Genomic DNA, 25,345 nt, shown 5'->3' with positions numbered 1-25,345 from the left:
ATAGCAGTTATTTGCAGTAAAGCTCAGTTATTTTTTCAATAATATTTGTTGATGAGTTATTTTCAACAAATTTAATGCGTTTTATTTCTCCGCCTGCCTGTTTAACAATATCAGACCCTACAATTTTATCTTCAGCCCAATCAGCACCTTTTACAAGGTAATCAGGCATGATCTTTTTAATAATATTGTACGGAGTATCTTCATAAAATATTACAACAAAATCCACCGGTTTTAAATTCGCAAGCACAAAAGCGCGGTTATCCTGACTGACGATCGGGCGTTTATCACCTTTTATCATTTTAACAGAACTGTCAGAATTTAAACCAACTATTAATACATCACCGCAATTTTTAGCTTCGGCCAGGTATTCAACATGTCCGCGATGGATTATATCAAATACACCGTTAGTAAAAACAATTTTTTTATTTTCAGCTCTAAGCCTGTTTAAAAAACCAAGGTCATCAGTTGATTCAAATATATTGTTCAATTTCAGCAGTTAATTATATTATCAATTTTTGTATGAATCGAGTAATGCTTTTTTGGTGATCGGGATAATGCCTACTTCTTCACATACAATCCCGGCAGCCTGGTTTGCCAGCATTACAGCTTCTATAATATTTGCGCCGCCTGCAAGCATAACTGCTATTGTAGAAATAACAGTATCGCCTGCACCGGATACATCAGCAACTTTTCTCGCTTTGGTCGGAATGTTCAGTATAACCGTTTTATTTTTTTCCTTATCAAATAACATCATACCTTTTTCACCGCGCGTAAGTACAAGATACTCACAGTTAAGCTTATCAATAAGCTTTCTGCCTGCTTCTTTAACTGATTCCTCTCCGTCAATTTTCATAGCAAGGATATCTGCGGTTTCTTTTCGGTTAGGCTTAAAAACCGTTACATCTCTGTATTCAAAAAAATTGTGGAATTTGGGATCAACATATACAGGCTTATTATATTTTTTAGCAATACTTATTATCTTTGAAATCATCCCTGATGTTAATACACCTTTATTATAATCCTGTAAAATAACTGCAGCAAATGATCTGATATTCCTGTTAAGGTAATCAATAATTTTTTTTCCTGTTGAAGTATTAATATCATCTTTGATCTCGCTATCAACCCTTAGTACATGCTGTGAGTGGGCAATAACCCTGGTTTTTGCTGTTGTGGGTCTGGAATTATCTTTTATAATTCCTACGGTTGAAAGACCAAGAGCTCTCATAACATCAAGGTAATGTTTTGAATCATAATCATTGCCAATTACCCCGATAAGAACCGGTTCTGCTTCCAGAGCTTTGATATTATTTGCCACATTTGCCGCTCCGCCAAGTCGGAATTCGGTTTTATCTATATCAACGACAGGTACAGGGGCTTCAGGAGATATACGGGAAATTGTGCCGTAAACGTATTTATCCAGCATTACATCGCCAATAATAGCAATTTTTCTGCCTTTAGACCTCTTAAAAATGCTTTTTAACTTTGCTTCTGTAATATTCAAGTGAAATTTTGTGATTTTGCAAAAATGAATAAAATTAAGCAAATATAGGGCTATTTGATGGCTTATTCAATTGCAAAGACTAAGCGTAACTAATTAATAATTATTAAAAAGGACAGTATATTAACTGTCCTTTTTAAACACATGTGTAGTTAATCGCTATTTTAACAGAATCATTTTTCTTGTTTCTGCAAATTTTTCCGTTTTAAGAGTATAAAAATAAACTCCGCTTGGTAAACCAACAGGAGACCAATTGAATTTATAACTTCCGGCGTTAAGATTCCCCGAATATGCGATATCAATTTGTTTTCCGTTAACATCATAAATAATAAATTCGGCAAATGAGTATTCTGAAAGTTCAAAATTAATGGTTGTTTCCGGATTAAAAGGATTCGGATAATTCTGCATTAAAGAAGATCTTGTTGGTAAACTGTTATTATGTTGCAGCAATCCAATCGGTAATAGAGTATCAGAGAGGATTTCATTTTGAGATAGATAAGAAGAAGCGTATCCGCTTGCGCAGATCAGTTTCCATATATTATTTCCGGTGTTAACCGATCCGCTTTGACCGGTTAACCATGAAGTTGGTTTATCAGGAAGCCTTTGCCATGAATTTGCCCCGGGACTGAAAGTATAACATTCATTTGAATTGGTATTAAATGTGTTATCAGTACTTCCCCCTGTCATTATTATTCCGCTGCTTCCCCAGGAATGAGCATCGAAAAAAGTTCTTGTTTGCCCCGGAAAATTTGCTCCGCGTGTCCATGTAATCTCTGACCTGTTATTTTGATTTATTACACCAACATATACGCTATCAAAATATTGTGATGAACCAAATGCTGATGTACCGCACATATAAACCAAAGTATCCCCGGTAATTGCAAACCCGCCAAAATTCCGCCTCGTTGCCGAAGGAAAAGGTGTTGCAGCACGCCACTGATTGGAATTTGCATTATACATGTAAACTAATCCTGCAGATGAAAGACCGCTCAAGCCTCCTGCAACATAAATAATACTATCCTGGTAAGAAACTGCTTTAGCATCTACAATGCCGGCCGGAAAATTTGCAGCATTGCTCCATGTATTTTGTGTAATGATATATTTAGTCACTGTATTAATTCCGGAGCCCGGCGGATTTATCACTCCCCCAACTATGTAAAGACTATCTCCCAATATTGCTGTAGCACCCCCAAGCAAACCCGTCGGATGCGGAGCAACAGTATCCCATGTATTTGTACTGACCCTGTACTTCTGTACGGTTTTAATAATAACATCGGCTGAATTTCTGCCCGATACAATGAACAGGTAACCTTCACCATTTTTTGAATAGCCGGCTGAATTGCCCGCACGAACAGATATAGGAATTTCTGTGCCCGTGCTCCATAAAGGTATTACATCTGATGTGGAGTTGATTTTGGGATTTTCAATAAAGACTGCACCTGATAAAATTATTGAAATAAAAAAAAGAAGTACGGAAAAAGGACGAAGGCTTTTTATCATAAATTGTATTTAAATTAATAAATTGATTAAATGGTTATTAAATAGAAGGGCTTAAAGATATTGCAGCAAGTATATTCAAATACATCTACTGTTTCAAGGGAAAACTAAAAAATTATTAATAAACAGATAATAAACGCAAAAACCCTATAAATTTAAACATTGAAAGCCTTTTGTTTTTTGCGTATTTTTGTAGTTCTATGAAATTTACTAAAAGAACCAATACCTGCGGCGAGTTGAGGCTTGCCGATGAAGGTAAAACTGTTACATTGAACGGCTGGGTATCTCAAGTAAGAGATCTTGGCGGTGTGATTTTTATAAATTTACGCGATAGATACGGGATTTCACAGGTTACAGTTAACTCTGAAAACAAGCCTGTCTATGATACTGCAAAATCACTTGGACTGGAATATGTAGTTTCTGCCACAGGTACTGTACAGAAAAGATCCTCAGTAAATCCTAATATGGATACCGGGGAAATTGAAGTACTTGCATCCGGCATTGAAATACTTAACACTTCGGAAACCACACCATTTGTAATTGAAGAAGAGCTTAAAGCTTCAGAGGAATTAAGGTTTAAATACCGTTACCTGGATCTGAGAAGAAAAAAAATAGCTGATAACCTGGTATTAAGAAGCAAAGTTTATAATATAGTTCATAAATTTTTTGAGCGTGAAAATTTTGTTGAGATAGAAACCCCTATACTGATGAAATCAACACCTGAAGGAGCGCGTGATTATTTAGTTCCTTCAAGAGTTCACAAGGGTAAATTTTACGCACTACCGCAGTCACCGCAGACATATAAACAAATACTGATGGTAAGCGGTATGGACAGGTATGTGCAGATATGCAAATGTTTTCGTGATGAAGATCTAAGGGCTGACCGCCAGCCTGAGTTCACTCAAATTGATCTTGAAATGTCATTTGTCGAAGAGCAGGATGTTTTCAGGGTGGTTGAAGGTGTTGTTTGCGATATATGGAAAAATGTTAAAGGAGTTGAATTACAGCAGCCTTTCAGAACTATGAGCTATGATGAAGCTATGGCAGCATACGGAAGTGATAAACCTGACCTGAGAATTAAAGGCGAATTAAAAATAGTTAATATCACTGAAACTGTACGTACATGTGATTTCAAGGTTTTTGCTGATGCAATTTCTGCAGGCGGAATTGTTGCAGGAATAAAGCTGAGCGGGCAGGATGTAACCAGGAAAATCATAGACGGGCTAACTGATTATGTTAAGACTTTAAAATTCGGCGGGCTTGGTTATATAAAGTATAACACTGACGGAACAACTTCATCACCGATGCTGAAATTCCTAAGTGAAGAAATTCAGGCGAAGGTAAAAAATAGTTTTACAGCTGAAGCCGGTGATGTATTATTCATTTTATCCGGTGAAAAAAAGAAAGTATTAAGCGGTTTAGGGAACTTAAGATTAAAGCTTGCTGAACAGTTCAAACTGATAGATGAAACAAGAAATGAGCTGCTTTGGGTAAATGATTTCCCGCTGTTTGGTTATGATGAAGATTCAGGAGAAATTGTTGCAGAACATCACGCTTTTACGATGCCGCATGATGCTGACCTTGCAAAGCTTGCAGAAGGCTGTAAAGATCCGGCTGCGAATATCGAAAAGCTGACATCAATACGAGCAAAATGCTATGACATGGTTTGCAACGGAAGCGAGTTCGGTTCAGGCTCAATAAGGATACACAGAGGCGATATTCAATCACAGGTATTTAACGTACTTAAACTGACAAAGGAAGAACAGGAAGAGAAATTCGGGTTCTTGCTTGGAGCATTCAAATACGGGGCTCCGCCCCATGGCGGCTTTGCATTAGGATTTGACAGGATAATTGCCACACTTTGCGGCACCAAAGATATCCGCGAAACTATTGCATTCCCAAAAACTACAAGCGCAGTTGGATTGATGGATAATTCACCAAGTCCTGTTGATGCAAGACAATTAAACGACCTGGGAATATTAATAAAAAATTAAAATGAGCATTAAAACAGCAAATACGGAATTCGATGTGATCCAGGGTGATATAACCCTTCTTGATACTGATGCAATTGTGAATCCTGCCAACACATTTTTAATGCACAACGGCGGTCTTGCCGCAGCTATAGTAAAACGCGGCGGAAGGATTATACAGGAAGAATCCAAAAAGATAGGAAATGTGCCAACCGGCGGCGCAGTAATAACGACAGGAGGAAACCTGAAGGCTAAGCATGTTATACATGCTGTTGGACCAAGGTATAAAGACGGTAAATCCGGAGAAGCTGATAAGCTGGCATCAGCTGTAAAAAACTCTTTGGAGGTTGCCGAAAAGAAAAAACTTAAGTCTATTGCAATTCCAGCGATCAGCTCAGGTATATTCGGCTATCCCGTAGAGGAAAGTTCACAGATCATAGTTGATACGGTAATTGAACATTTTAACGCAAAGAAAAAAGCAAAAGAAGAAACCACACTTGAAAAAGTTGTGTTCTGTTTGATAGATGAAAACACTTATGCATTGTTTAAAAAAGCTTTAGAAGGTAAAATTAAAAAGAAATAATTTAAAAAAATAAAACCATAACAAATCAAAATTAAAATGCCTAAAACATTAGAAAAAGATTTAAAGCTTGAAAAATTCAAAGTGAAAGATATGTCACTTGCTGAATGGGGAAGAAAAGAGATCCGTTTGGCTGAAGCTGAAATGCCGGGCTTAATGGCAATCAGGGAAGAATATAAAGATTCAAAACCATTAAAAGGCGCAAGAATAGCCGGTTGTCTGCATATGACTATTCAAACAGCTGTACTTATAGAAACACTCATAGAATTAGGCGCTGAAGTAAAATGGTCATCATGCAATATCTTTTCAACACAGGATCATGCTGCGGCTGCAATTGCGGCTGCGGGAATTCCGGTTTATGCATGGAAAGGTATGAACGAGGAAGAATTCAACTGGTGTATTGAGCAGACATTGTTCTTCGGATCATTTGACAGACCTCTCAATATGATACTTGATGATGGCGGCGACCTGACCAATATGGTTTTGGATGATTACCCGGAGCTTATCGCAGGAATTAAAGGAATCAGTGAAGAAACCACAACCGGTGTTCACAGGCTTTATGAAAGAATGAAAAACGGTACACTTTCATTACCGTGTATCAACGTAAATGATTCTGTAACAAAATCAAAATTTGATAACAAATACGGATGCAAAGAATCACTTGTTGATGCAATCCGACGCGCTACAGATGTTATGATGGCCGGCAAGCTTGCAGTTGTAGCCGGCTATGGTGATGTAGGCAAGGGTTCTGCACAGTCATTACGCGGCGCAGGTGCACGTGTAATGGTTACAGAAATTGATCCTATCTGCGCTCTTCAGGCTGCAATGGACGGATACCAGGTTGTTACAATGGATGAAGCTGCAAAAGTTGCAGATATTCTTGTTACAGCAACAGGAAACCTGAACATTATTACGGACAGGCATTTCAAATCGATGAAAGATAAGGCAATTGTTTGCAATATCGGACATTTTGATAATGAAATTGATATGGCATGGCTTAACAAGAATTACGGAAACACCAAAGAAACTATCAAACCGCAGGTTGATATATACAATGTTGACGGCAAAGAGATAATAATTCTGGCTGAAGGCAGACTTGTTAATCTTGGCTGCGCAATGGGCCACCCGTCATTTGTAATGTCAAATTCATTTTCAAACCAGGTACTTGCACAGATAGAGCTCTGGAACAACCATACAAACTATGAAAACAAGGTGTATGTGCTTCCAAAGCATCTTGATGAAAAGGTTGCAAAGCTTCATCTTGCAAAAGTAGGAGCAAAGCTTGAGACTTTAACACCTGAGCAGGCAAAATATATTGGTGTAGAAGTTGAAGGACCTTTCAAAGCAGAATGGTACAGGTATTAATTTATACAGGGCTTTAAAATTTATAACGAAGTTTTGAAGCCTGTTTAAGCTGGTGTAGCTCAGCTGGTAGAGCAGCGCATTCGTAATGCGCAGGCCACCGGTTCGATCCCGGTCACCAGCTCGGGTTTAAATAATAAGCAGCCAATAATTATATTGGCTGCTTTTTTTATATATGAAATCTTAAATATTTTTATCTACTTTTAATACAGCATAATCATTTTCACTCTTAGCAACAACAAAAACCCTGTCTTTACCATTAGGCTTTACAATACATTTACCTGTAAACTCACCAAATGCAGGCAAAACACACTGCTTTTCAGTGAAATGAAAACACGGCAGGTTTACTGCCTGTTTTCCTTTGCCTATAAGTCTCACACCCGGGTGGATATGCCCGCAGAAAACATAGTCGCATCCATTCAGCTGTACGGATTCATCCAAAGGTTTATGGGTAAACAAAAAGCGGTTCCATAAAAAATATTTTTTATGAAGGCGTATTTCAAAATGGGAATATATTTCATCTGACATTATATCATGGTTTCCCTTAACCAGATTGATATCGATATTATGATGAACATCACGCCATGCATCAAACAGCCTTACATCATAATTTACCCCGCTGTGAAATAAGTCTCCAAGCACGAATAATTCATTTACATCAATTTCCTGTAATATCATATCAAGCGTAACCAGGTCAGCTTCAGCAAGACCGCCGGGAATAGCTATACCGGCATTTCTGAAATGTCCTACCTTGCCCAGGTGAATATCGCTGACAATAAGTGTTTTATGCTTTTCAATGTAAATAGCTTTGTAAGGAAGCAAAGTCAGCTCTTCATCAAAAAGGGTAATGTTATGAAAGTTATCCCGTTTAATAAGTAGTCTCTGTTATATTAGAATTAATCTTTTTCGAATTTAAGCTGCATTTTTTTAACCCTGTCAACAAGCTTTTCAGAGCTCATTTTTTCTCTCATAGAATCAACCATGATAGGAAAAGCGAACGGTGTTGGTTTTGACGGATGCGTAATAATTATTTTTTGTCCTCTTATCCTGCTTAGTGCAGTTCTAAGCCTGTACTCTTCCAGCTGGAACTGCAGCATTTCTTCATGCGCCTGTTTAATAAGCAGGCTGCCTGGTTCATATTTACTGAAGACTTCAAACAAAAGCTGCGCTGATGCCTGAAGGTTTTTTGATGTTTTATATTTCCCGGGGTAACCTGTAAAAATAAGGCCGGCTATCCTTGCAATAGGCCTGAACCTGCGTTTTGCAAGCTCTCCGCTGTTAATACTTTTATAAATATGTTCCGTTAAGTTTTCATCCGAAAATAAGTTATTATTTATCGCATCTTCAATGGGAATTTCTGTATCACTCAAAAGCTCAAAGCCATAATCATTCATTGCATATGAAAAAGTCATTGGTTTAAGCTGTGAGATCCTGTAAGATAAAATTGCAGCCATACCTTCATGAACCAGCCTTCCTTCAAACGGGTAAACGAACAAATGATATCCTTCTTCAGTTTGAAATTTTTCTATAAGCAGCTCATTACTCTTAGGCACAGCAGATCTTGAAGCCTGAAGAGCAACCAGGGGCTTAATAGCAGCAATTTCAATATCTTTGGGGTTTACTTCAAGCGCTTCATTTAATTTTATCCTCAGCATTTCAGTCAGCCTTGATGATAGAGGCATTCTGCCTCCCTGCCAGCTTGGCACGCGGCTTGAGCGTTTTTTGCTTCTCCGTACAAATGCGGTATTATCCTTTATTGAAACAAGCTCAACATTCCTGCCGGCAAAAGAAAATGTATCGCCGGTTTTCAGGGAAGCTATAAATCCTTCTTCAATAGTACCCAGTCTGCCGCCGCTGAGGTATCTTACATTCATGCTTAGATCGCTGTCTATTGTTCCAATGGAAAGCTTATGAAAGAGTGCTTTTCTTCTGTCTTTAAGCCTGTATAAGCCATCCTCAAACTCTACTTTGCGGTATTCATCATAATTCTTCAGTGTATCTCCGCCTGTAGTTATGAACTTCATTATCCATGACCATTCATCTTCACGAAGTGTCTGGAAAGCGAAAGTCGCCCTGATTTCATTATAAAGCTCATTTTCATCAAAACCATCTGAAACTGCTAATGTTACAAGATATTGTATAAGCACATCATATGGCTTTAGAACAGGCTGCCGGTCTTCGAAAACCTTCTGGTTTATAGCTTCTTTTAAAGCTGCGCCTTCAACAAGCTCGAGTGAATGAGTCGGTACAAAATATATCCTGCTTAAAGCATCAGGCTGGTGGCCGCTTCTTCCGGCGCGCTGAAGAAATCTTGCCACACCTTTTGGGCTTCCGATCTGAATAACATTATCAACCGGCCGGAAGTCAACACCAAGATCAAGGCTTGATGTACACACAACAACTTTTAATTTTTCATTATGCAGGGCACGCTCTACCCAGTTTCTCATTTCCTTATCAATGGAGCTATGATGCAAAGCAATTTCACCTGCAAACTCAGGGTAAAGCTCAAGTATCTTCTGATACCATATTTCTGATTGTGAACGTGTATTGGTAAAAATGAGAGTTGATCTGTTTGCCCTGAGAATAGGTATTATCTTATCAATTAAACGTATTCCCAAATGTCCTGCCCATGGGAATTTTTCCACTTCATCAGGCAATACTGAATGTATCTCTATTTTCTTTTCCAGTTCAGCGCGAACAATTTTGCATTTACCCTTTTTCTCACCCAGCAATACATCCATTGCTTCGCTGAGATTCCCGATTGTTGCTGATATTCCCCATACTTTCAGGTCTGGTTTAACTCCCCGAAGCCTGGAGAGCGCCAGCTCGGTCTGTACACCTCTTTTCGAACCTAAAAGCTCATGCCATTCATCTGCTACAACTGCTTTCAGGTTCTTAAACAGGTTTGCATAACCTTTTTGTGAGAGCATCACGTGCACACTTTCCGGGGTTGTGATAAGAACTTCGTGCAGGTTTTTATTCTGCCTTGCCCTGATGCTTTGTGTCGTATCACCTGTTCTGGTACTCACCTGCCATGGTATTTCCAAAGCTTCCAAAACATCTTTCATGGCTTTTTCGATATCTTTTGAAAGAGCCTTAAGCGGCGTTATCCATAAAAGCTGTATTCCGTTGTACTTTTTTTTCTTGTAGTCAGGGTTATTTATTATATATTCCATAACTACCGGAAGCCAAAGAGCATAGGTCTTGCCGCTGCCCGTAGGAGCATTTAATAATCCGTTATATCCGTTTAGATAGTATTGCCATGCCTGCTTTTGAAATTCAAATGGAGCTTTTTTGTTTTTATGAAACCAGTCATAAATAATTTTTAAAGCAAATTGCTCCCTTTCCTGTATTGATTGTAAAACAGCAGTTAAATTTTTTACAGGGGTTCGTTTACTTTTTGATCTATTTGCCTGCATTTAATATCTCTTTCAGATCATTTAAATGACCGGCATCGTGAGGCTTTTTATCTTTTAACCAGCGGTTAATTTCCGGGTTCCTGAGTGTTATACCGGCTTTATGTCTTTTCGAACCCGCAATCCCTTGAAAGTGTAACTCAAAAACAAGTTCCGGCTTTACGATTCTAACAGGTCCGAATTTTTCGAGAGTATTTTCTTTGATGAAATTTTCTACTTCAATTAGATCATCTGCCGTTAAATTATTCCTGACCTTAGTAAATGTAATGAGTTTACCTTCATCCCAAACACCAAAGGTAAAATCATAAAAGTTACCAATTCCGGATCCCCGTTGAGCATATAATAAAACTCCATTAACAGAAAATGGCTCTTTATTCAAGCTAAACCTGTTCCCTTCGGATAAATAAGCTGAATCGAGACGTTTTAAAATGATGCCTTTGCAGTATTGCGGGAGTGAAGTTTTAATTTCGTTAAGCGACTTCCATGATCTGACTTCTAATACCGGGGAAGGATATATGACATTTTGGCTTCCAAGTATTAACAATAGCTGCTCAAGCTGCTTCCGCCGCTCGGCCAACGGCTTTTCCCGCAGATCTATTCCATTATATTCCAGTAAATCATAAGCTATAAGCGTAATAGGAGCTTCACTTGTCACAGCTTTTGAAATGGTTTTACTTTTCAGCCTGTCAAAAAGAATATTATACGGTAAGGGTTTGCCGCTGCTGAATGCTATAACTTCTCCTTCTATCACAATTCCATTTGGTAAGTCTCTTGTAATTTGATAAAATTCAGGAAATTTCTCTGTAATCAATCCATTATGCCTGGACCACACTAGCAATTCATTATTTCTATACACAAATTGTACCCTGTGTCCGTCCCATTTCCACTCAATTTGCCAGTCCTTAAATGCAGTGGTAATAACTTCAGAATTATTTAATTCACAGGTAGTACAAAAAGGATATATTTTTAATGTATCTTTATATTTTTTATAATGAGATAAAATTGGCTTTAATTTTTTTTGAAAGGGGTCAATATTTTTCAGCAGATGGTATGCTGATACCTCATCTGTTTTATACATTTTTATAAGGATATTTACAATTGAGCTGATTTCAATTTCCGGGTTAAAACTTCCGTTAACAAGCTTTATGAAATAATATTTTTCATCCGTATTAAGCTTACTTAAAATAACGATAATTTTTTCGAATATTACAGATAGTTCAAATTGTTTTAATTCTTCAATATATAGCATTATTTCAGAAAGAGAGTATCTCTTATCAGAACTTTGCTGCTGCATTATTAAAGAAATCGTTTCAGCTTTATCACCGCTAATCAAAAATGATTCATCAATTAACCACTGAGGAATTCCTGAATGTTCTGATAAGATATTCCAGATATCTCCGATACTTACTAATTTTTGTAATTTGTGACCGGAAAGCAGAAACATAGCCCAAAGAATATCCTCTTCATTTGAATTTTTTAAGTATTCAAACAGAAGTAGTTCCTTATATTCTGTATTAGCAGTTTGCCCCAGCAAAGAACAAAGTTCAGCAAAGTTTTTCAATATTCCGTTACTCCATATACCCTTTGTTCTATATTCATATTTACACTTCATGGTTATTCAGTTCATATGCATCAATATTGTTTTCACGGAGATACTTAACAAATTGCCCCGTAAAACCATGAGTTGCATAAACAATTTCTGCTTCGGTATCAAGCACTGATCTGTTTAAGCCATCCCAATCTGAATGATCTGATAATACAAAACCTATATCAACGGATTGCCTGCCCCAAGCTCTGCGTGTTTTAAACCATCCGGATGCATACCCGATCGAATATTTACGGATATTGCTTAGCCACTCCCTATTTGTAAATGAAGGCGGTGCTATAACTATGTTCCCTTTCAGTTCATCATAAGAAGCGTTTTCATTAATTCTGTATGTTCGCGGCAGATTTAAATTACATCTTCTCAGAATATCGTTTACATCTTCAATTACTGAATGCGTATAGATCTTACCAAGTGTTGTATCGAGGTGTTTAATTATTCTCTGTGCTTTGCCTATTGAGTAGCCGCAAAGAATTGAAACAATTCCTGCTGAGCTGTTTCTTGCCCACCAATTGTTGATTTGTTTGTAAATTGTTTCCTGCTCTTCCCATTTATAAACAGGCAAAGCGAAGGTTGATTCAGTTACGAACAAATTGCATTTTACAGGCTCAAATGGTGTACTTAAGCTGTCATTTTCAGTTTTATAATCACCGCTTATCACAGCTATCTCCCCTGAACTTTCAAGCCTTACCTGTGAAGAGCCCGGAACATGTCCCGCAGGATGTAAAGATATTTTTACACCGTTAATATTTATAACTTTACCGTATTCAAGCCCCTGAACATTTATTTTATTTCCAAGCCGGTGCTTTATAAGTTCAGCAGTTACAGGATGAGCTAAATAATTAGCTGAACCTCTCCTGACGTGATCGCTGTGAGCATGTGTAATAACTGCCTTATTTGTCTTTCCTGCAGGATCAATATAAAGATCTGCACGGGGGCAGTAAAGCCCAAGCTTTGTGAATTTTAATAATTTAGATTTCAATCTATCTATTGAATGTATGCTAAATTATCAATTATTCATTTCATTTTAAAGTTCTATAATACATCATAATTATTTCATTGATAAGCATTTATTATAAAAGTATTTTTGTACCTTATATAGTATAATTGGAAAGTAAAACAAGAAAATACCTCTTCTGGGCTGCACTTATAGCTGTACAGGCAATTTGGATCTTCAATTCCGACGGCTTTTATTTCATTGATGATTCAAGCCACTTTAATTATAACAGGCATTATTTCGATTCCTTTTCACAAAGTATTGGCGCATGGCACAGGATGGGAAGGGTACTGCTTTTTGCTTTACCCGCACAATTTGGCTTAAAAGGCGTTCAAATTGCTTCCGGGTTAATATTTATTTTAACCGTTTTTATTGCATATAAAATTCTAAAAGAAAAAAATGTTCCTTATGCGGAGTGGGTTATTCCCGTTATAGGGTTCCAGCCTGTACTGTTCAATATTTCATATACAACACTGGCGGAGCTTCCTGCGGCATTTTTAATAATACTTTCGTTTTATTTTTATTTAAAAGATAAGCCAAAACTGGTTCTGATCAGCTCATCGCTTATCTTCATTTTCCGTACGGAATACTCATTTGTATGCGCTTTGTATTTCCTGATATATGCATACAGAAAGAATTTTAAAATATTACCGTTTGCGCTGACCGGTCCATTAATGTGGTATCTTTATACAACAATAATCACATTAAATCCAACACAGTTCTTTTATGATATGACACTGCATTCACGCCTTCTCAAAATTGATGTCGGGGTCGACTGGTATTATTACCTTATGCACTCACCAAAAATTTTCGGATTCCTGCAGGCTGCATTTTTTATAAGCGGTATTGCAATATTATATCTCAAAAAAGAATTTAAAGATTACCGGATATTAGTGCTTATTTTTTTCGGCGGCATAGCTGTACAGACACTGCTTGCGCTGAAAGGATTGAATTTAACCTGCAGCATAGGGCAATTAAGATATGTTGCGGTAGTTGGCCCGGCATTTGGTATCATTGCTGCTGCCGGTGCAGGATTTTTCTTTACCAAAGTAAAACAACCGGCAGGAAATATTATAATCAGTATAGTATTGTTTGTTCTGATGTTCGTTTTTGGACCGTATTCTACCCCATACCATAATAAATTTGAAATTGAAAAAGTATCTGAAGATATTGTCCGGTTCAGTTCTTTAAATTACCCTGATTACAGGATCATTACGAATATGCACCAGGTAGCAAATGCTCTTGATGAATCGCAGACCGGCGGAGAAAAATTCACCCTGCTTTCACAAACCAACCTGAACAATACACCAAAAGCTTTAATAGTATGGTGCAGTTACCTCGAAGGGTCTCCGTTTGTTGATGACGATGTGACTCTTAAGGAAATTGAATCAATTCCCGGAATTCAACAGGTTAAAGATTACAAGAGCACTGTAAATAACTGTTTAAGCGTTCCTGTTTATCAATTCCGCAAAGATGGCAGTGAATACTCAATTTCCCGGGAAATAATTGATTACCTTGTAGCTGATCAAACCACCTGGGAGAATATCGATATAAGGGTATTTATAAAACAATAAATAATTTTTCAAGCATTGTAATATAGATTGAATAATTACAATTATTAGGATATTTTTAACCTGAAATAACAATAATTTATGCCTCATGTAAATATTATAAAGGCTGCTGAAAATTTCATTTCAGATCTGTTCAGTGAAAAACTTTCACCAAACATGATCTATCACAACTATGCTCATACCCTTGATGTTGTTAACAATTCAATAAAAATAGGAACCAAGTCAGGTTTAAATGACAGCGAACTGGAAATAGTAACACTTGCAGCATGGTTTCACGACTCCGGTTACACGGTAACATATAACGGGCATGAAGATGCTGGAAAAGAAATTGCCGCAAAATTTCTGAATGAACATAATTATGATCCCGGCAAAATAAACCTCGTATTGGGCTGTATCAATTCAACCAAAATGCCGCAAGCGCCTCAAAACCTGATGGAACAGGTAATTTGCGACGCCGATCTTATACATTTTGGGCAGGAAGATTTTTTTGAATATTCAGAGCTATTAAAAACTGAATGGGAAACCCTGGGTATAAACCATGTCAGCGAAGCTGACTGGTATAAAGCCAGTGTGGACCTTCTTTCAACCCACAGGTTTTTTACTCAATATGCCCGCAGGAAATTTTCTCAGCAGCAATCAATTAATCTTTTAAAGGCTCAGAAAAATTACAGAAAATTATTACAGCAGGCAAACGATGAAGCCGGGAAAAAAGCCAAGCTTGAATTCGAAAAAGAAAAGCTAGAAATTGAACGGCAGAAAATTGCTTCAAGAAAAGATGAAGAGAAGCTGGCAGTTGAAAAAGAAAAGATCGCTTTCAAAAAAGAATCAGCTAAAGTAGCAGAACGCGGGATCGAAACGATGTTCCGCAATACTGTAAGGACTCATGTAGAGTTTTCAGCAATGGCTGACAGTAAAGCGAATATTATGATAACTGTAAACACTCTTATTATCAGTTTGATACTGACTAACCTTTTTTCAGAAATGCAGGAAGATTCACAGTTCTTTTTGCTTATTCCAACTGTAATGTTATTAACAGTTTGTCTTTCCTGCATAATATTCGGGATACTTGTAACAAAACCGAAAATTTCAACAGGAGTTTTTTCGCAGGAAGATATAAAATCAAGAAAAACCAACCTGCTTTTCTTTGGAAATTTTTTCAATATGCCACTTGATGACTTTCAGTGGGGTATGGATGAAATGATGCACGATAAAGATTACTTATACAGCTCTATGGTAAAAGATTTTTACTTTTTAGGACAGGCAGTAGGAAGAAAATTCAAATATTTAAGGGTATGTTACAGCATTTTCATGTATGGTCTGGTAGCATCGGTTCTGGCTTATATTATTGCTATCCTGTTAAACTATTCAAGTACACCACCGGCATAAATTACGCCCTGAAATGATGTATCAGCTTTTCCCTTTCTTCAGGGGTGGTAATTACAACTATGCTGCTGCCTGATTCAAGAACATGATCACCCTTCGGACTGTAAGTCCAGTTTTCTTTATATAAAACCGCAAGTATCAATGTATCAGTGAACCTTTCCATATCAATATCAGCAATTCTTTTACCGGCATATTTTTCTTTCATCAGTATTTCTTCAACTCTCAGGTTTTTATCCTTATCGGCAAGCATCTTATCCAGGAAGCTCACTACAGTAGGCCTCACCATTTCTGATGCCATTCTCATACCTGCAATAAAGTTCTCTGTTATCACAGTATCGGCACCGGCTTTTTTCATTTTCTGCTGATTAGCTGCTTCAAGGCACCTTGCAACTACACGAATATCCGGATTTAAATATTTGGCAGTCAGGCTTATCACAAGATTTTGGTTATCATCACCCGTGGATGCAAAAATGCCTGCGGCATTTTTAATACCGCTTTTTTCAAGTACTTCTTCAATATCGGCATCACCGGCAATTGCAATCAGCTCAGGATACTTATCACTTACAAGCTGAATTATTTCTTCATCATTATCAATAACCACACAGGCTCTTCCTGTTGTATAAAGTTCATGTAATATAACAGAGCCTACTCTTCCGGCACCGCAAATGATATAATGATCATGAAGTTTCTTAATGCTCTTTTCCATTCTTCGTTTTTTAAAAGTTTCTTTTAGCTGCCCTTCCACTATTAAGGCCGTAAAAGTCGAAATAATGTATGTTGCTGTTCCAATTCCGGTAAAAGCTATTAAAATTGTAAATAATCTTCCCCAATTATTATTGGTAAGATCAATGATTTCGCCATAACCAATTGTAAGAATTGTAATTACAGTCATATAAAAACAATCTAAAAGGGAATATTTTCCGCCGCCAACAAACCAATAGCCGGAAGTTCCTGTTAATAAAACAATAAATAACAATAAAAAAGGAATTCGGAATTTTCTCAGCAGTTCATTTGTCATATAAACAAATTTAACTAATTGTCATTTCAATTTCAGTATTATTATAAATTATATTTAGTTAATTTTGTTATTCTTATGATGAACTTATTTTTATGCAGGCATGCCAAATCCAGCTGGTCTGAACCCGGTTTAGCAGATAAAGAACGTCCGTTGAATGAAAGGGGTAAAAATGACGCTCCTTTAATGGGAAATATTCTAAAAAACAAGCAGGAATTCCCGGATTTGATCATTTCAAGTCCCGCTAAAAGAGCTTTAAAAACCGCCAAATTAATTGCAGAAAAGCTGGACTATAAAACAAAGAATATAGAAGTTAACAAAAATCTTTACATGGCCGGAATAAATGAGTTCATTGATGTTATTTCAAATATCAATAAAGATCATAAAAATGTCATGTTATTCAGCCATAACTACGGAATTACAGATTTTGCAAATTATATAAGTAATTCAGATATTCAAAATATTCCTACCTGCGGAATAGTCAAGATAAGTTTTGTAATTAAAAACTGGCAGGAGATTCAGAATACTAAAGGAAATTTACAATACTTCATCTATCCAAAAATGTTTAAAAATGGAATATAAATTTTTTAACCGCGAATTAAGCTGGCTATCATTCAATCACCGGGTATTACAGGAAGCAAAAGATCCTGCAACACCGCTTTATGAAAAAATAAAATTCCTTGCGATCTTTTCATCAAACCTGGATGAATTTTTCCGCGTTCGCGTGGCTTCTTTAAGATCATTGCTGGATCTAAAAAAGAAAACACAAAAAGAGCTGAAGTTTGATGTGGAAAAGCTTCTTGAAAAGCTGCATAAGACTGTAGTTAAAATGCAGGAAGAATACGGCAAAACATTTGCTGATGTTATCAGGCCTGAGCTTGAACAAAATAATATATACCTGGTAGATCACACACAGTTAAACATTGTACAAAAAGAATTTATATCGGAACTCTTCAATTCACAGGTTGTGCCGCATATTATGCCTATGATAATTGCCAAAAAGAAGATCACTCCGTTTTTAAGGAATCAAAGGCTTTACCTTGCCGTTAAATTATCTTCAAAACAGAATAACAGAACCGATAAACAACTAAAAAATAAGCGGTACCTTTCAGCAATTGTAGAAATTCCGACAAATCACATTGATAGGTTCATTCTTCTGCCTAAGATAGGCAACAATAACTATATCATGTTCCTGGATGATATTATCCGTTACTTTCTGCCAAATATTTTTTATGGATATAACGTACATGAATCTTATGCAGTAAAATTAACACGAGATGCAGAACTTTATATTGAAGATGAATTTTCAGGAAATCTGCTGGATAAAATGAAAAAAAGCCTGGCAAAGCGCTCCAGCGGAGCTCCTTCAAGATTCCTGTATGACAGGTCAATGCCGGCTTCATTTCTGAATTTTCTTAAAGAAGCACTCTTACTTTCTGATGAAGATCTTTATCCCGGGGGCAAGTATCATAACTTCAGCGACTTTTTTACTTTTCCGAACCCGGGAATGAATGAGCTGAATTACCCGGAGATGAAACCCCTTAAATCAAAAGAGCTGGATATAAAAAAGAATATATTTGATTCAGCATCAGAAAAAGACCAGCTTTTATACTTTCCTTATCAGTCATACGATTATGTTATTAATGCTTTTGAACAGGCAGCAAAAGATCCTGATGTGAGATCAATAAAGATCACACAATACAGGGTTGCTAAGGATTCAAAGATAGTGAACGCTCTTATAAAAGCTGCTCACCGCGGAAAAGATGTAACTGCATTTGTGGAAATTAAAGCCCGTTTTGATGAAGAGATCAACATTAAAAGCGCAGAAGAAATGCAGAAAGCCGGCGTGAAGGTTCTTTACAGCTTACCGGGATTAAAAGTACATGCCAAGATTGCCCTAATAACGCGTATGGAAAATAATACTGAAAAAAATTACGCATATCTTTCCACAGGAAATTTTAATGAAAAAACCGCTAGGTTATACACCGATTACGGTTTTTTTACTGCTAATCCAGAACTGGCCGACGAAGTTGGCAAAGTATTTGAAGCCCTTGAAGGCAAAGAAAACGGGTATGAATTCAAACACTTGCTGGTTGCACATTATGGAATGCGCCAGGGCTTCCAGGCGATGGTAGAAAATGAAATTGCATTTGCCCAAAAAGGCCTGCCTGCTGCAATAACAATTAAGCTTAACAGCCTGGAAGATGAAAGGATGATAAAAAAGCTTTATGAGGCAAGTGCTGCAGGGGTTAAAGTAAATATGATTGTCCGCGGTATATGCTGCCTTATTCCGGGTGTTAAACAAATGAGTGAAAATATCAGGGGTATAAGCATAATAGACAGGTTCCTTGAACATGACAGGGTATATATTTTTAATAACGGGGGTGATGAAAAAATATATTTATCAAGTGCAGACTGGATGAAACGTAATTTAAGCAGAAGAATTGAAGTTGCTTTCCCGGTATATAATACCGAGCTGAAAAACATGATAAAACATATTGTAAATATTAAGCTAAATGATAATGTAAAGGCCAGATTGATTGATGAAAAGCAGACAAACACATACCGTAAAACCGAAAGCCCTCAAGATCACAGATCTCAGTATGAAATATATGATTACATGAAGCATTTTAAATGATATTATTCAGTAATATCATAAATAACTGTTTCTGTTTCTTTACCTTTCAGCTTAAAAATACCAAGATCAGCAGATTTATAAACATCCCTTAGATTCAGATATTTTAAGGCATCTTCTGAGATCAGCAGCTGCCGGTTAAACACCTTAGCCTGTCCCTGGATACGCGAAGCAGTATTCATAACATCACCGTGAAATACTATTTCTTTGCGTGAATCACCAACTTCACCGATAACAACTTCGCCATAATGTATACCACCTTTAAACCCGGGTATCAAACCGAAATCTTTAATATATTTATCCTGCAGTGAATCTATTTTCCTTTTAATATCAAAATAACACTTTATACAGTTTAGATTCTTGATGCCGCTGCTTTTTTTCCAGCTGATAACCACTTCATCACCAACATATTGATAAATTTCACCTTTAGATTCTATGATCGGATCGTTTATATCAAAAAAATAGCTGTTCATGAATTCATGATATTTCAGCGGACCTATAGTTTCAGCAATAGTTGTTGAAGATTCAAGATCAAGGAACATAAAGAACCTTTCTTCCATCTTCGGTTTGTGATATTTACCAGTTATATAGCTTAAAAGCACACCTTTGCCCAGCAGGTCATTAATTTGGATAAGAAAATTCATTAAAAAGCTGAAAGAAAAGGCGAATAAAAAAATAAACGGAAAAACCCCTGTAATAAATTTCCTGAAATCATCAGTTAATATTGTCGCAATTAATCCCCTGCTGTTTAACATAGATTCATGAACTATCCAAACCAGAAGCACTGAAAATGAAATTATTGTAATATAAGTCAATGACCGCAACAGTAAAATTATTGAGAATCTGAGCTTTTTTAATTTTCCTTTAAAAATAAAAGTTTCAAAATATGCACTAAGTGAAGTGATCATTATACCTGCAATAAAACCTTTAATTGCCCGCTCGATATCAAACCCGAAAGCAATACAGGTAAACAAAGTACCAATAATTCCGCCGAAAAATGTCACGTATAAAATATTTTTAAGCTTGACCGCTGTATTTTTTTTAAATGACATAGATTGATTATATACTTGTCTTAGTTCTTAAAACCCGTTAATTTATAAATAATTTATGATAATATTAATTCAGTAAATTAATGAAACAATTAGCCGGTTGTCTATTTTTCTTATTAGCGATAAATTATGTTTCTTATTCAGATTCGACTGTTACACTTAAAAAAAACTCTTTAAAACACTCAAAATCCACTATTATTAAAGATCTTGGTTATGATCTGAAATATTTCGCTATTGACTGGGGAGCATTTTACGCTGCTCCGTTCACAAGCAGCAAAAATTTAATTTATACATCTGCAGTTATCGGCACAACAGCACTGGTATCACCGCTTGATGACGAAATTCGAAAAGAATTTTCTGTTCCCGGACCTGAAAAATACGCCGGAAATTTTCTGGATGGGCCGACTTTTTACGGTTACGTACAATATCCCAGTATTTTAGGGGGAGCAATGTACACATTCGGCCTGCTGGCAAGGGAAAGTGAATTAAGAAAAACGGGCAGAATGCTGATCCAGTCACTGGTTTATTCAGGTACACTAACGATGGCATTAAGATACGCAACTGGAAGACACCGTCCTTTCAGTTCATCGGGCAGCCAGTATGAATTTTCATGGTTCAATTCTGCCGGTGATACACAATCTTTTCCTTCGGGGCATACTGTGGTAGCATTTGCCACTTCTACAATACTTGCCGAACAGATTGATACATGGTGGGCCAGGGGTATATTATATTCCTTTGCAGCGCTAACAGGTTATGCCAGGCTGCATTACGATAAGCATTGGTTCAGCGATGTATTTTTTGGCGCAGCTTTGGGTTTTGGTTCTTCAATGTTTGTATTAAGCAGGGAGCGTGAGAGGGAAAAGCATGAAAAACAAAAGCTGAAAAAAGGCGGGGGTTTCTCTTTTTCTCCCACTATAAACGGTATAAATATTGTTTACGGATTTTAGCTTAGAATGAAAACCCGGTTCCGAAATAAAATACCTTTTGTCTTTCTTTAGATCTTGCAGCGGTGAACCTGAATGTAATATCCCGGTTTAGTAAAAACATAAAAATTCCGGCACCATAGCTTGTATGCCATAAATTGGATGATTCCCCTTTTACAAAAACCCTTCCTGATTCAGCAAATGTAAAAATCCCTACAGTTTCAGGTAAAAGAATATTCATATCAAACAGCTTTAGTCTCAGCTCTGCAGAACCCAATAAAGCACCATCACCGGCAAATCTTTCTCCTGCAAATCCTCTCAAGAGCCGGGAACCTCCCAAAAAAGCTGATTCAAAAAACGGATAATCTCCGATAATTTTTTCTCCCCATAGCCTGATGCCAAGAGATATATTTTGCTTATATCCCAAATATCCCCTCAGGTCGCCAGATACCCTGCCAAAACTATAATTTTTCTCAAACAATCCGGGAAAGTAAGCTCCGTTTACCTGTAAGAAATATCCCTTGAAGGGGGCTGTTCTATGATCCCGGGCATCAAGGGTAATACCGGCATTAAAGCCCATGAGATTTACGGGTGATGTTGTTACACCGGTTAATGTATAATCAATAGTATCACTTTGTTTGACATCAAAATTTTTATAAGTAATACCAGCCCTGTAATTCAAAATACTGTTTCCGGGCCAGGTAACAGATGGATCCAAAGTAAACTCCTCATGAATAACCTCGTATTGATTACTTTCATATTCATTATTATTGAATAAAGAATTATTCCCCTGCCCAAAGTAATTATTTATTTCAAGCCCGGACTTTCTGAAATGAAAATTAACGGTTGCATTCTTTAATATTCCGTTAAAGTCGAAATCCAGATCTGCCACTAAACCGGTCAGGCTCTTTTTTTTAGGCGCGTAACCTGCAGTAAAGTTAAGTTTATATAAATACGGATCCATCCTGAAACCATATTTGCGATAACTGTAAGTTCCGCCAAATAAGGGACCAATATCCGGGTTATATAAAAATAACGGGATAAAACTTGACATATTGAATTTATCAGGAGGATTTACAGGATCATATTTTAGATTAGCAATTTTCTCTTCATATTTTTTTCTTTCATCTTTTGAAATCCGGTCTTTATTGCTTTTTAAATATTTTTCCATTTTTTCATATTCAGGTACATATTTACTGTTATCCTCAGATACATTACCGCTGGTTTCAGATTTTTTTCCGTCATCATAAAAAAGTATATTTTCACCGGTTGAATTTTTTACAATATCCCTGCCATCTCCCCCAATAATCCTTATTTTTGGCGCATAATCAGATTTCCCGGTAATTACGGATTCATCATCTCCATCCTGCATATAGATCCTTATCTCTTCTGTCAGCTCATTGCTGAATCTTTTCTGTTTGATAATTTCACTTTTATCCAGAATACCTTCGCTGCTTTCCTTTCCTTTAAAAATTGTTATCTCAGTGAAATCCTCTTGTTCTTTACCGTAATCGAAAGTGTTTGTAACGGGGTTAAATCCCACCCTGATGAAATCATCCTTATCAGTAAGAAAGATATCTACAACGGAATTTACCAGTTCATAATAATCACCGGAAGCTTCTTTGAGATTATCTCTCCGGGATATAAGCTTAGAAATAATCTCATCTTTAGCAATATTATATACTTCAGGCGGCAGCTGTTTCACAGCATTTTTTATAACATCATCGGTTAATTTTCCAAGCACATCATTTGTAACTTCATCCCAGGTATCTTTAGTCAGGAAACTTAAAAACCTTTGATCAAGGTATCTCCCGCTCCATGTCATATACCGCAGTTTTGGGAAACTGTATCCAAAATTATTCAGCTGTGGTACATTTTGCTCCGCAATGAAAGGCAATAAACCGTCAAACTTTGAAAATGCCTGGTCTCTATCCATTGGAAACGGTACATATGTTTTTTTATCACCGTTATCATACCGAATCCATTTCCATTGGTCTTTGTGCCTGTCCCAATCACCCAAGAAAATATCAAGCAGCCTTGCTTTTAAAAATGACCTGCTGTCAACGGATTCATCAAATTCTTTGTTGAGCCTATCCAGCAGCTTTACAGTACCAATAACTTTATCAGAACCTTCAAACTGAGCTTCATCAGGCACAATTTCCATAATACCGGGTAAGCCGCTGAACTCTTTCCTGAATTCACCAAGCAGCGGGTCATCCGGTAAAACAACAAGGGTATATTCAGAATGAAAAACTCCAGCTGCATCAAGTATAGGATTAACAACAAAACCTGCATATGGATTTGATGAACTAATCTGATCCTGGATCACATCTTTAGCAATGGATTCCTGAAGCTCTAAAGGAAGGGTTTTTTTAGGATCTTTATTCAAAGATCTGAATTTGTATTCTTTGCCGTCATTGCCTTTGAATTTCAAAGCTTTTGTCTGAAGTCCGCCGCCCTTTTCAGTAGGGGTTAATCCGCCGCCATATTTAGAAAGGTCAACAATACCCGCCTTCACAGGTGTTATCCAAACTTCTCGCCAGTGTGAGCCAAAAAATAATTCATGGATAGCTCCTGCTTCATATTCCTTCCCCGGGGTAATTGTTTTATACCCTGAAAACCACTCAGTGGGCGTTTGAGAGTACATGAAATATGGAATTAAAAAATAAATAAATAATATAAGGATTAATAACTGCTTCTTATAAAAACACATTTGGCCTCCGGATTTTTGGATGAAAGCTGGTAATCAAATTGAAAAAAATGGATATTATGCTGAACAGCCGGGAAATAAATATTAATTCATTTTATAAATTATGATATAAGCCTGTTTACCTCTTCCTTCATTACTGATATATAGTGTACCGTCACTTTTAAAAGCAATTCCTTCAGCCTGAATGTGAACTTTTTCAGGCAGGTCTGCCTGATCGAGTACCTCTCCTGTTTTTGAGACTTCAAGTATTGTATTTCCGCTGGCTGCGATGATAAAAAAAGTACCGCTAATAGGATTTTTCGAGATCCCTGAAGGGTTAAACTTTCCTTCAGCACTGTTATTTTTTATATCTTTACCTGAAATTATAAAACGCGGAGCGGGATCCAGTTCCATATTATCAAATGAAAATGTATATACTGTTTTATCTTTGCCGTATTCTTTTCCGCCTGAGCCTTTGCATGCCAATAACAATGAATTTGTTTCATTATCAAAACACAGGCCTTCTACATCGTTTTTTTCGGTTAGAAAGGTTTTGTAAGTATTGAACTTTACCAGCTCACCACTGCTTCCTTCAGGAAATTCATAAATTTTACCCTTTGATTCAACCAAATAAAATTTTCCACGGGCAAATGCAATATCTTCAAAATCTCCTTTGACAGTTAAAAAGCTGCCTATTGAAAAATTTTTGATCAGCTTGCCTGTTGCAGGGTCTATTTCATAAATATCACCGTCTTCATCACCATGAGCAAATAACCTGTTATCGCCGGTAAAAGTTATCCCTGAAACTTCAATCAGCTCAGAGGGAAGACTTATACGCTCAGGCTCTTCCGAAGAAAAGCTGTAATCACCCAGGCTGCTTTTACCTGATGAGGTTTTATCATTGGATTTTTGCTGAATATCCGAAGATTTCTCTTTGTTATTTTCTTTTTCTTTAGGAGGTTTTTTTGAACCGCAGCCTGATGCTGAAAATATTGCTAAAACCGTAAAAAAGGCCAGTATTTTGAATAAATTACTTTTCATATTCTATGCAAAATATGAATAATAAATAATGATTTCAACAATACTCAGCTTACTGATTTTTCAAGCTGTAATATTCAGGAACATTAAGAAATACAGAAAGTATAACTTTTAAAGGC

General features: G+C 36.8%; 19 protein-coding genes and 1 tRNA gene. 9 read left to right on the top strand and 11 right to left on the bottom strand.

The features are described 5' to 3' along the window. Positions 1 to 7: 7 nt before the first annotated feature. The 3 genes from rfaE2 to J0M37_06615 all read right to left on the bottom strand — a co-directional run bounded on the left by rfaE2 (position 8) and on the right by J0M37_06615 (position 2,998). A complete protein-coding gene (gene rfaE2, locus J0M37_06625; protein MBN8584755.1) occupies positions 8 to 478 on the bottom strand; it encodes a D-glycero-beta-D-manno-heptose 1-phosphate adenylyltransferase in 471 nt (156 codons plus the stop codon). Positions 479 to 508: 30 nt separating this feature from the next. Further along, entirely contained in the window at positions 509 to 1,423 is a 915-nt protein-coding gene (gene rfaE1, locus J0M37_06620) for a D-glycero-beta-D-manno-heptose-7-phosphate kinase (GenBank protein MBN8584754.1), read from the bottom strand. 234 nt (positions 1,424 to 1,657) lie between these two features. Then, complete coding sequence (locus J0M37_06615) at positions 1,658 to 2,998, bottom strand: T9SS type A sorting domain-containing protein (GenBank protein ID MBN8584753.1); 1,341 nt, start codon at positions 2,996 to 2,998, stop codon at positions 1,658 to 1,660. Between the two features lie 197 nt (positions 2,999 to 3,195). Between J0M37_06615 and aspS the strand changes: the two genes are divergently transcribed. The 4 genes from aspS (at position 3,196) to J0M37_06595 (ending at position 7,031) form a co-directional block, all read left to right on the top strand. After that, positions 3,196 to 4,989 carry an aspartate--tRNA ligase gene (gene aspS / locus J0M37_06610; protein ID MBN8584752.1) on the top strand — a complete coding sequence of 598 codons (1,794 nt, stop codon included), beginning with the start codon at positions 3,196 to 3,198 and terminating at the stop codon, positions 4,987 to 4,989. Between the two features lies 1 nt (position 4,990). Then, entirely contained in the window at positions 4,991 to 5,548 is a 558-nt protein-coding gene (locus J0M37_06605) for a macro domain-containing protein (GenBank protein ID MBN8584751.1), read from the top strand. A 36-nt stretch (positions 5,549 to 5,584) separates the two neighbouring features. Beyond that, on the top strand, positions 5,585 to 6,910 hold the full coding sequence (locus J0M37_06600; protein MBN8584750.1) for an adenosylhomocysteinase: 1,326 nt from the start codon (positions 5,585 to 5,587) through the stop codon (positions 6,908 to 6,910). A gap of 48 nt (positions 6,911 to 6,958) precedes the next feature. Then, positions 6,959 to 7,031: transfer RNA gene (locus J0M37_06595), tRNA-Thr, on the top strand. Positions 7,032 to 7,090: 59 nt separating this feature from the next. On the opposite strand, the gene pdeM is transcribed toward J0M37_06595, so the two are convergent. The 4 genes from pdeM to J0M37_06575 form a co-directional block, all read right to left on the bottom strand. Continuing rightward, a complete protein-coding gene (gene pdeM, locus J0M37_06590; protein MBN8584749.1) occupies positions 7,091 to 7,729 on the bottom strand; it encodes a ligase-associated DNA damage response endonuclease PdeM in 639 nt (212 codons plus the stop codon). Between the two features lie 74 nt (positions 7,730 to 7,803). Beyond that, positions 7,804 to 10,326, bottom strand: coding sequence for a ligase-associated DNA damage response DEXH box helicase (locus tag J0M37_06585; GenBank protein ID MBN8584748.1), 2,523 nt, complete (start codon positions 10,324 to 10,326; stop codon positions 7,804 to 7,806). After that, the gene (locus J0M37_06580; protein MBN8584747.1) at positions 10,313 to 11,884 is read right to left on the bottom strand and encodes a hypothetical protein; all 1,572 of its coding nucleotides are present in this window, start codon (positions 11,882 to 11,884) and stop codon (positions 10,313 to 10,315) included. Before J0M37_06580 ends, J0M37_06585 begins: the two co-directional genes overlap by 14 nt. A gap of 40 nt (positions 11,885 to 11,924) precedes the next feature. After that, on the bottom strand, positions 11,925 to 12,908 hold the full coding sequence (locus J0M37_06575) for a ligase-associated DNA damage response exonuclease (protein ID MBN8584746.1): 984 nt from the start codon (positions 12,906 to 12,908) through the stop codon (positions 11,925 to 11,927). A gap of 125 nt (positions 12,909 to 13,033) precedes the next feature. Here J0M37_06575 and J0M37_06570 point away from each other — a divergent pair, with 125 nt between their 5' ends. Continuing rightward, the gene (locus J0M37_06570) at positions 13,034 to 14,497 is read left to right on the top strand and encodes a hypothetical protein (protein MBN8584745.1); all 1,464 of its coding nucleotides are present in this window, start codon (positions 13,034 to 13,036) and stop codon (positions 14,495 to 14,497) included. A 78-nt stretch (positions 14,498 to 14,575) separates the two neighbouring features. Then, a complete protein-coding gene (locus tag J0M37_06565) occupies positions 14,576 to 15,880 on the top strand; it encodes an HD domain-containing protein (GenBank protein ID MBN8584744.1) in 1,305 nt (434 codons plus the stop codon). 1 nt (position 15,881) lies between these two features. Here the strand turns inward: J0M37_06565 and J0M37_06560 are convergent, their stop codons facing one another. Further along, the gene (locus J0M37_06560; protein ID MBN8584743.1) at positions 15,882 to 16,895 is read right to left on the bottom strand and encodes a potassium channel protein; all 1,014 of its coding nucleotides are present in this window, start codon (positions 16,893 to 16,895) and stop codon (positions 15,882 to 15,884) included. Between the two features lie 75 nt (positions 16,896 to 16,970). Here J0M37_06560 and J0M37_06555 point away from each other — a divergent pair, with 75 nt between their 5' ends. Then, positions 16,971 to 17,474 (top strand): histidine phosphatase family protein, encoded by a 504-nt coding sequence (locus J0M37_06555; protein ID MBN8584742.1) that lies wholly within the window; start codon positions 16,971 to 16,973, stop codon positions 17,472 to 17,474. Then, on the top strand, positions 17,464 to 19,530 hold the full coding sequence (ppk1, locus tag J0M37_06550) for a polyphosphate kinase 1 (GenBank protein ID MBN8584741.1): 2,067 nt from the start codon (positions 17,464 to 17,466) through the stop codon (positions 19,528 to 19,530). Before J0M37_06555 ends, ppk1 begins: the two co-directional genes overlap by 11 nt. Positions 19,531 to 19,532: 2 nt before the next feature. Here the strand turns inward: ppk1 and J0M37_06545 are convergent, their stop codons facing one another. Further along, on the bottom strand, positions 19,533 to 20,579 hold the full coding sequence (locus J0M37_06545) for an adenylate/guanylate cyclase domain-containing protein (protein ID MBN8584740.1): 1,047 nt from the start codon (positions 20,577 to 20,579) through the stop codon (positions 19,533 to 19,535). Between the two features lie 80 nt (positions 20,580 to 20,659). Here J0M37_06545 and J0M37_06540 point away from each other — a divergent pair, with 80 nt between their 5' ends. Beyond that, on the top strand, positions 20,660 to 21,523 hold the full coding sequence (locus tag J0M37_06540; protein ID MBN8584739.1) for a phosphatase PAP2 family protein: 864 nt from the start codon (positions 20,660 to 20,662) through the stop codon (positions 21,521 to 21,523). Between the two features lies 1 nt (position 21,524). Here J0M37_06540 and J0M37_06535 read toward each other — a convergent pair whose 3' ends face one another. Together J0M37_06535 and J0M37_06530 are read right to left on the bottom strand one after the other, a co-directional pair. Further along, positions 21,525 to 24,146, bottom strand: coding sequence for a BamA/TamA family outer membrane protein (locus J0M37_06535; GenBank protein ID MBN8584738.1), 2,622 nt, complete (start codon positions 24,144 to 24,146; stop codon positions 21,525 to 21,527). Between the two features lie 147 nt (positions 24,147 to 24,293). After that, entirely contained in the window at positions 24,294 to 25,229 is a 936-nt protein-coding gene (locus J0M37_06530) for an SdiA-regulated domain-containing protein (GenBank protein MBN8584737.1), read from the bottom strand. Positions 25,230 to 25,345 lie beyond the last annotated feature (116 nt).

Source organism: Ignavibacteria bacterium (genome assembly GCA_017303675.1).
In the GTDB taxonomy this organism is placed as follows: Bacteria; Bacteroidota; Ignavibacteria; order Tepidaquicellales; family OLB5; genus OLB5.
Note: the sequence above shows the minus strand (reverse complement) of the source record. Positions and strands in the feature narration are given on the sequence as shown.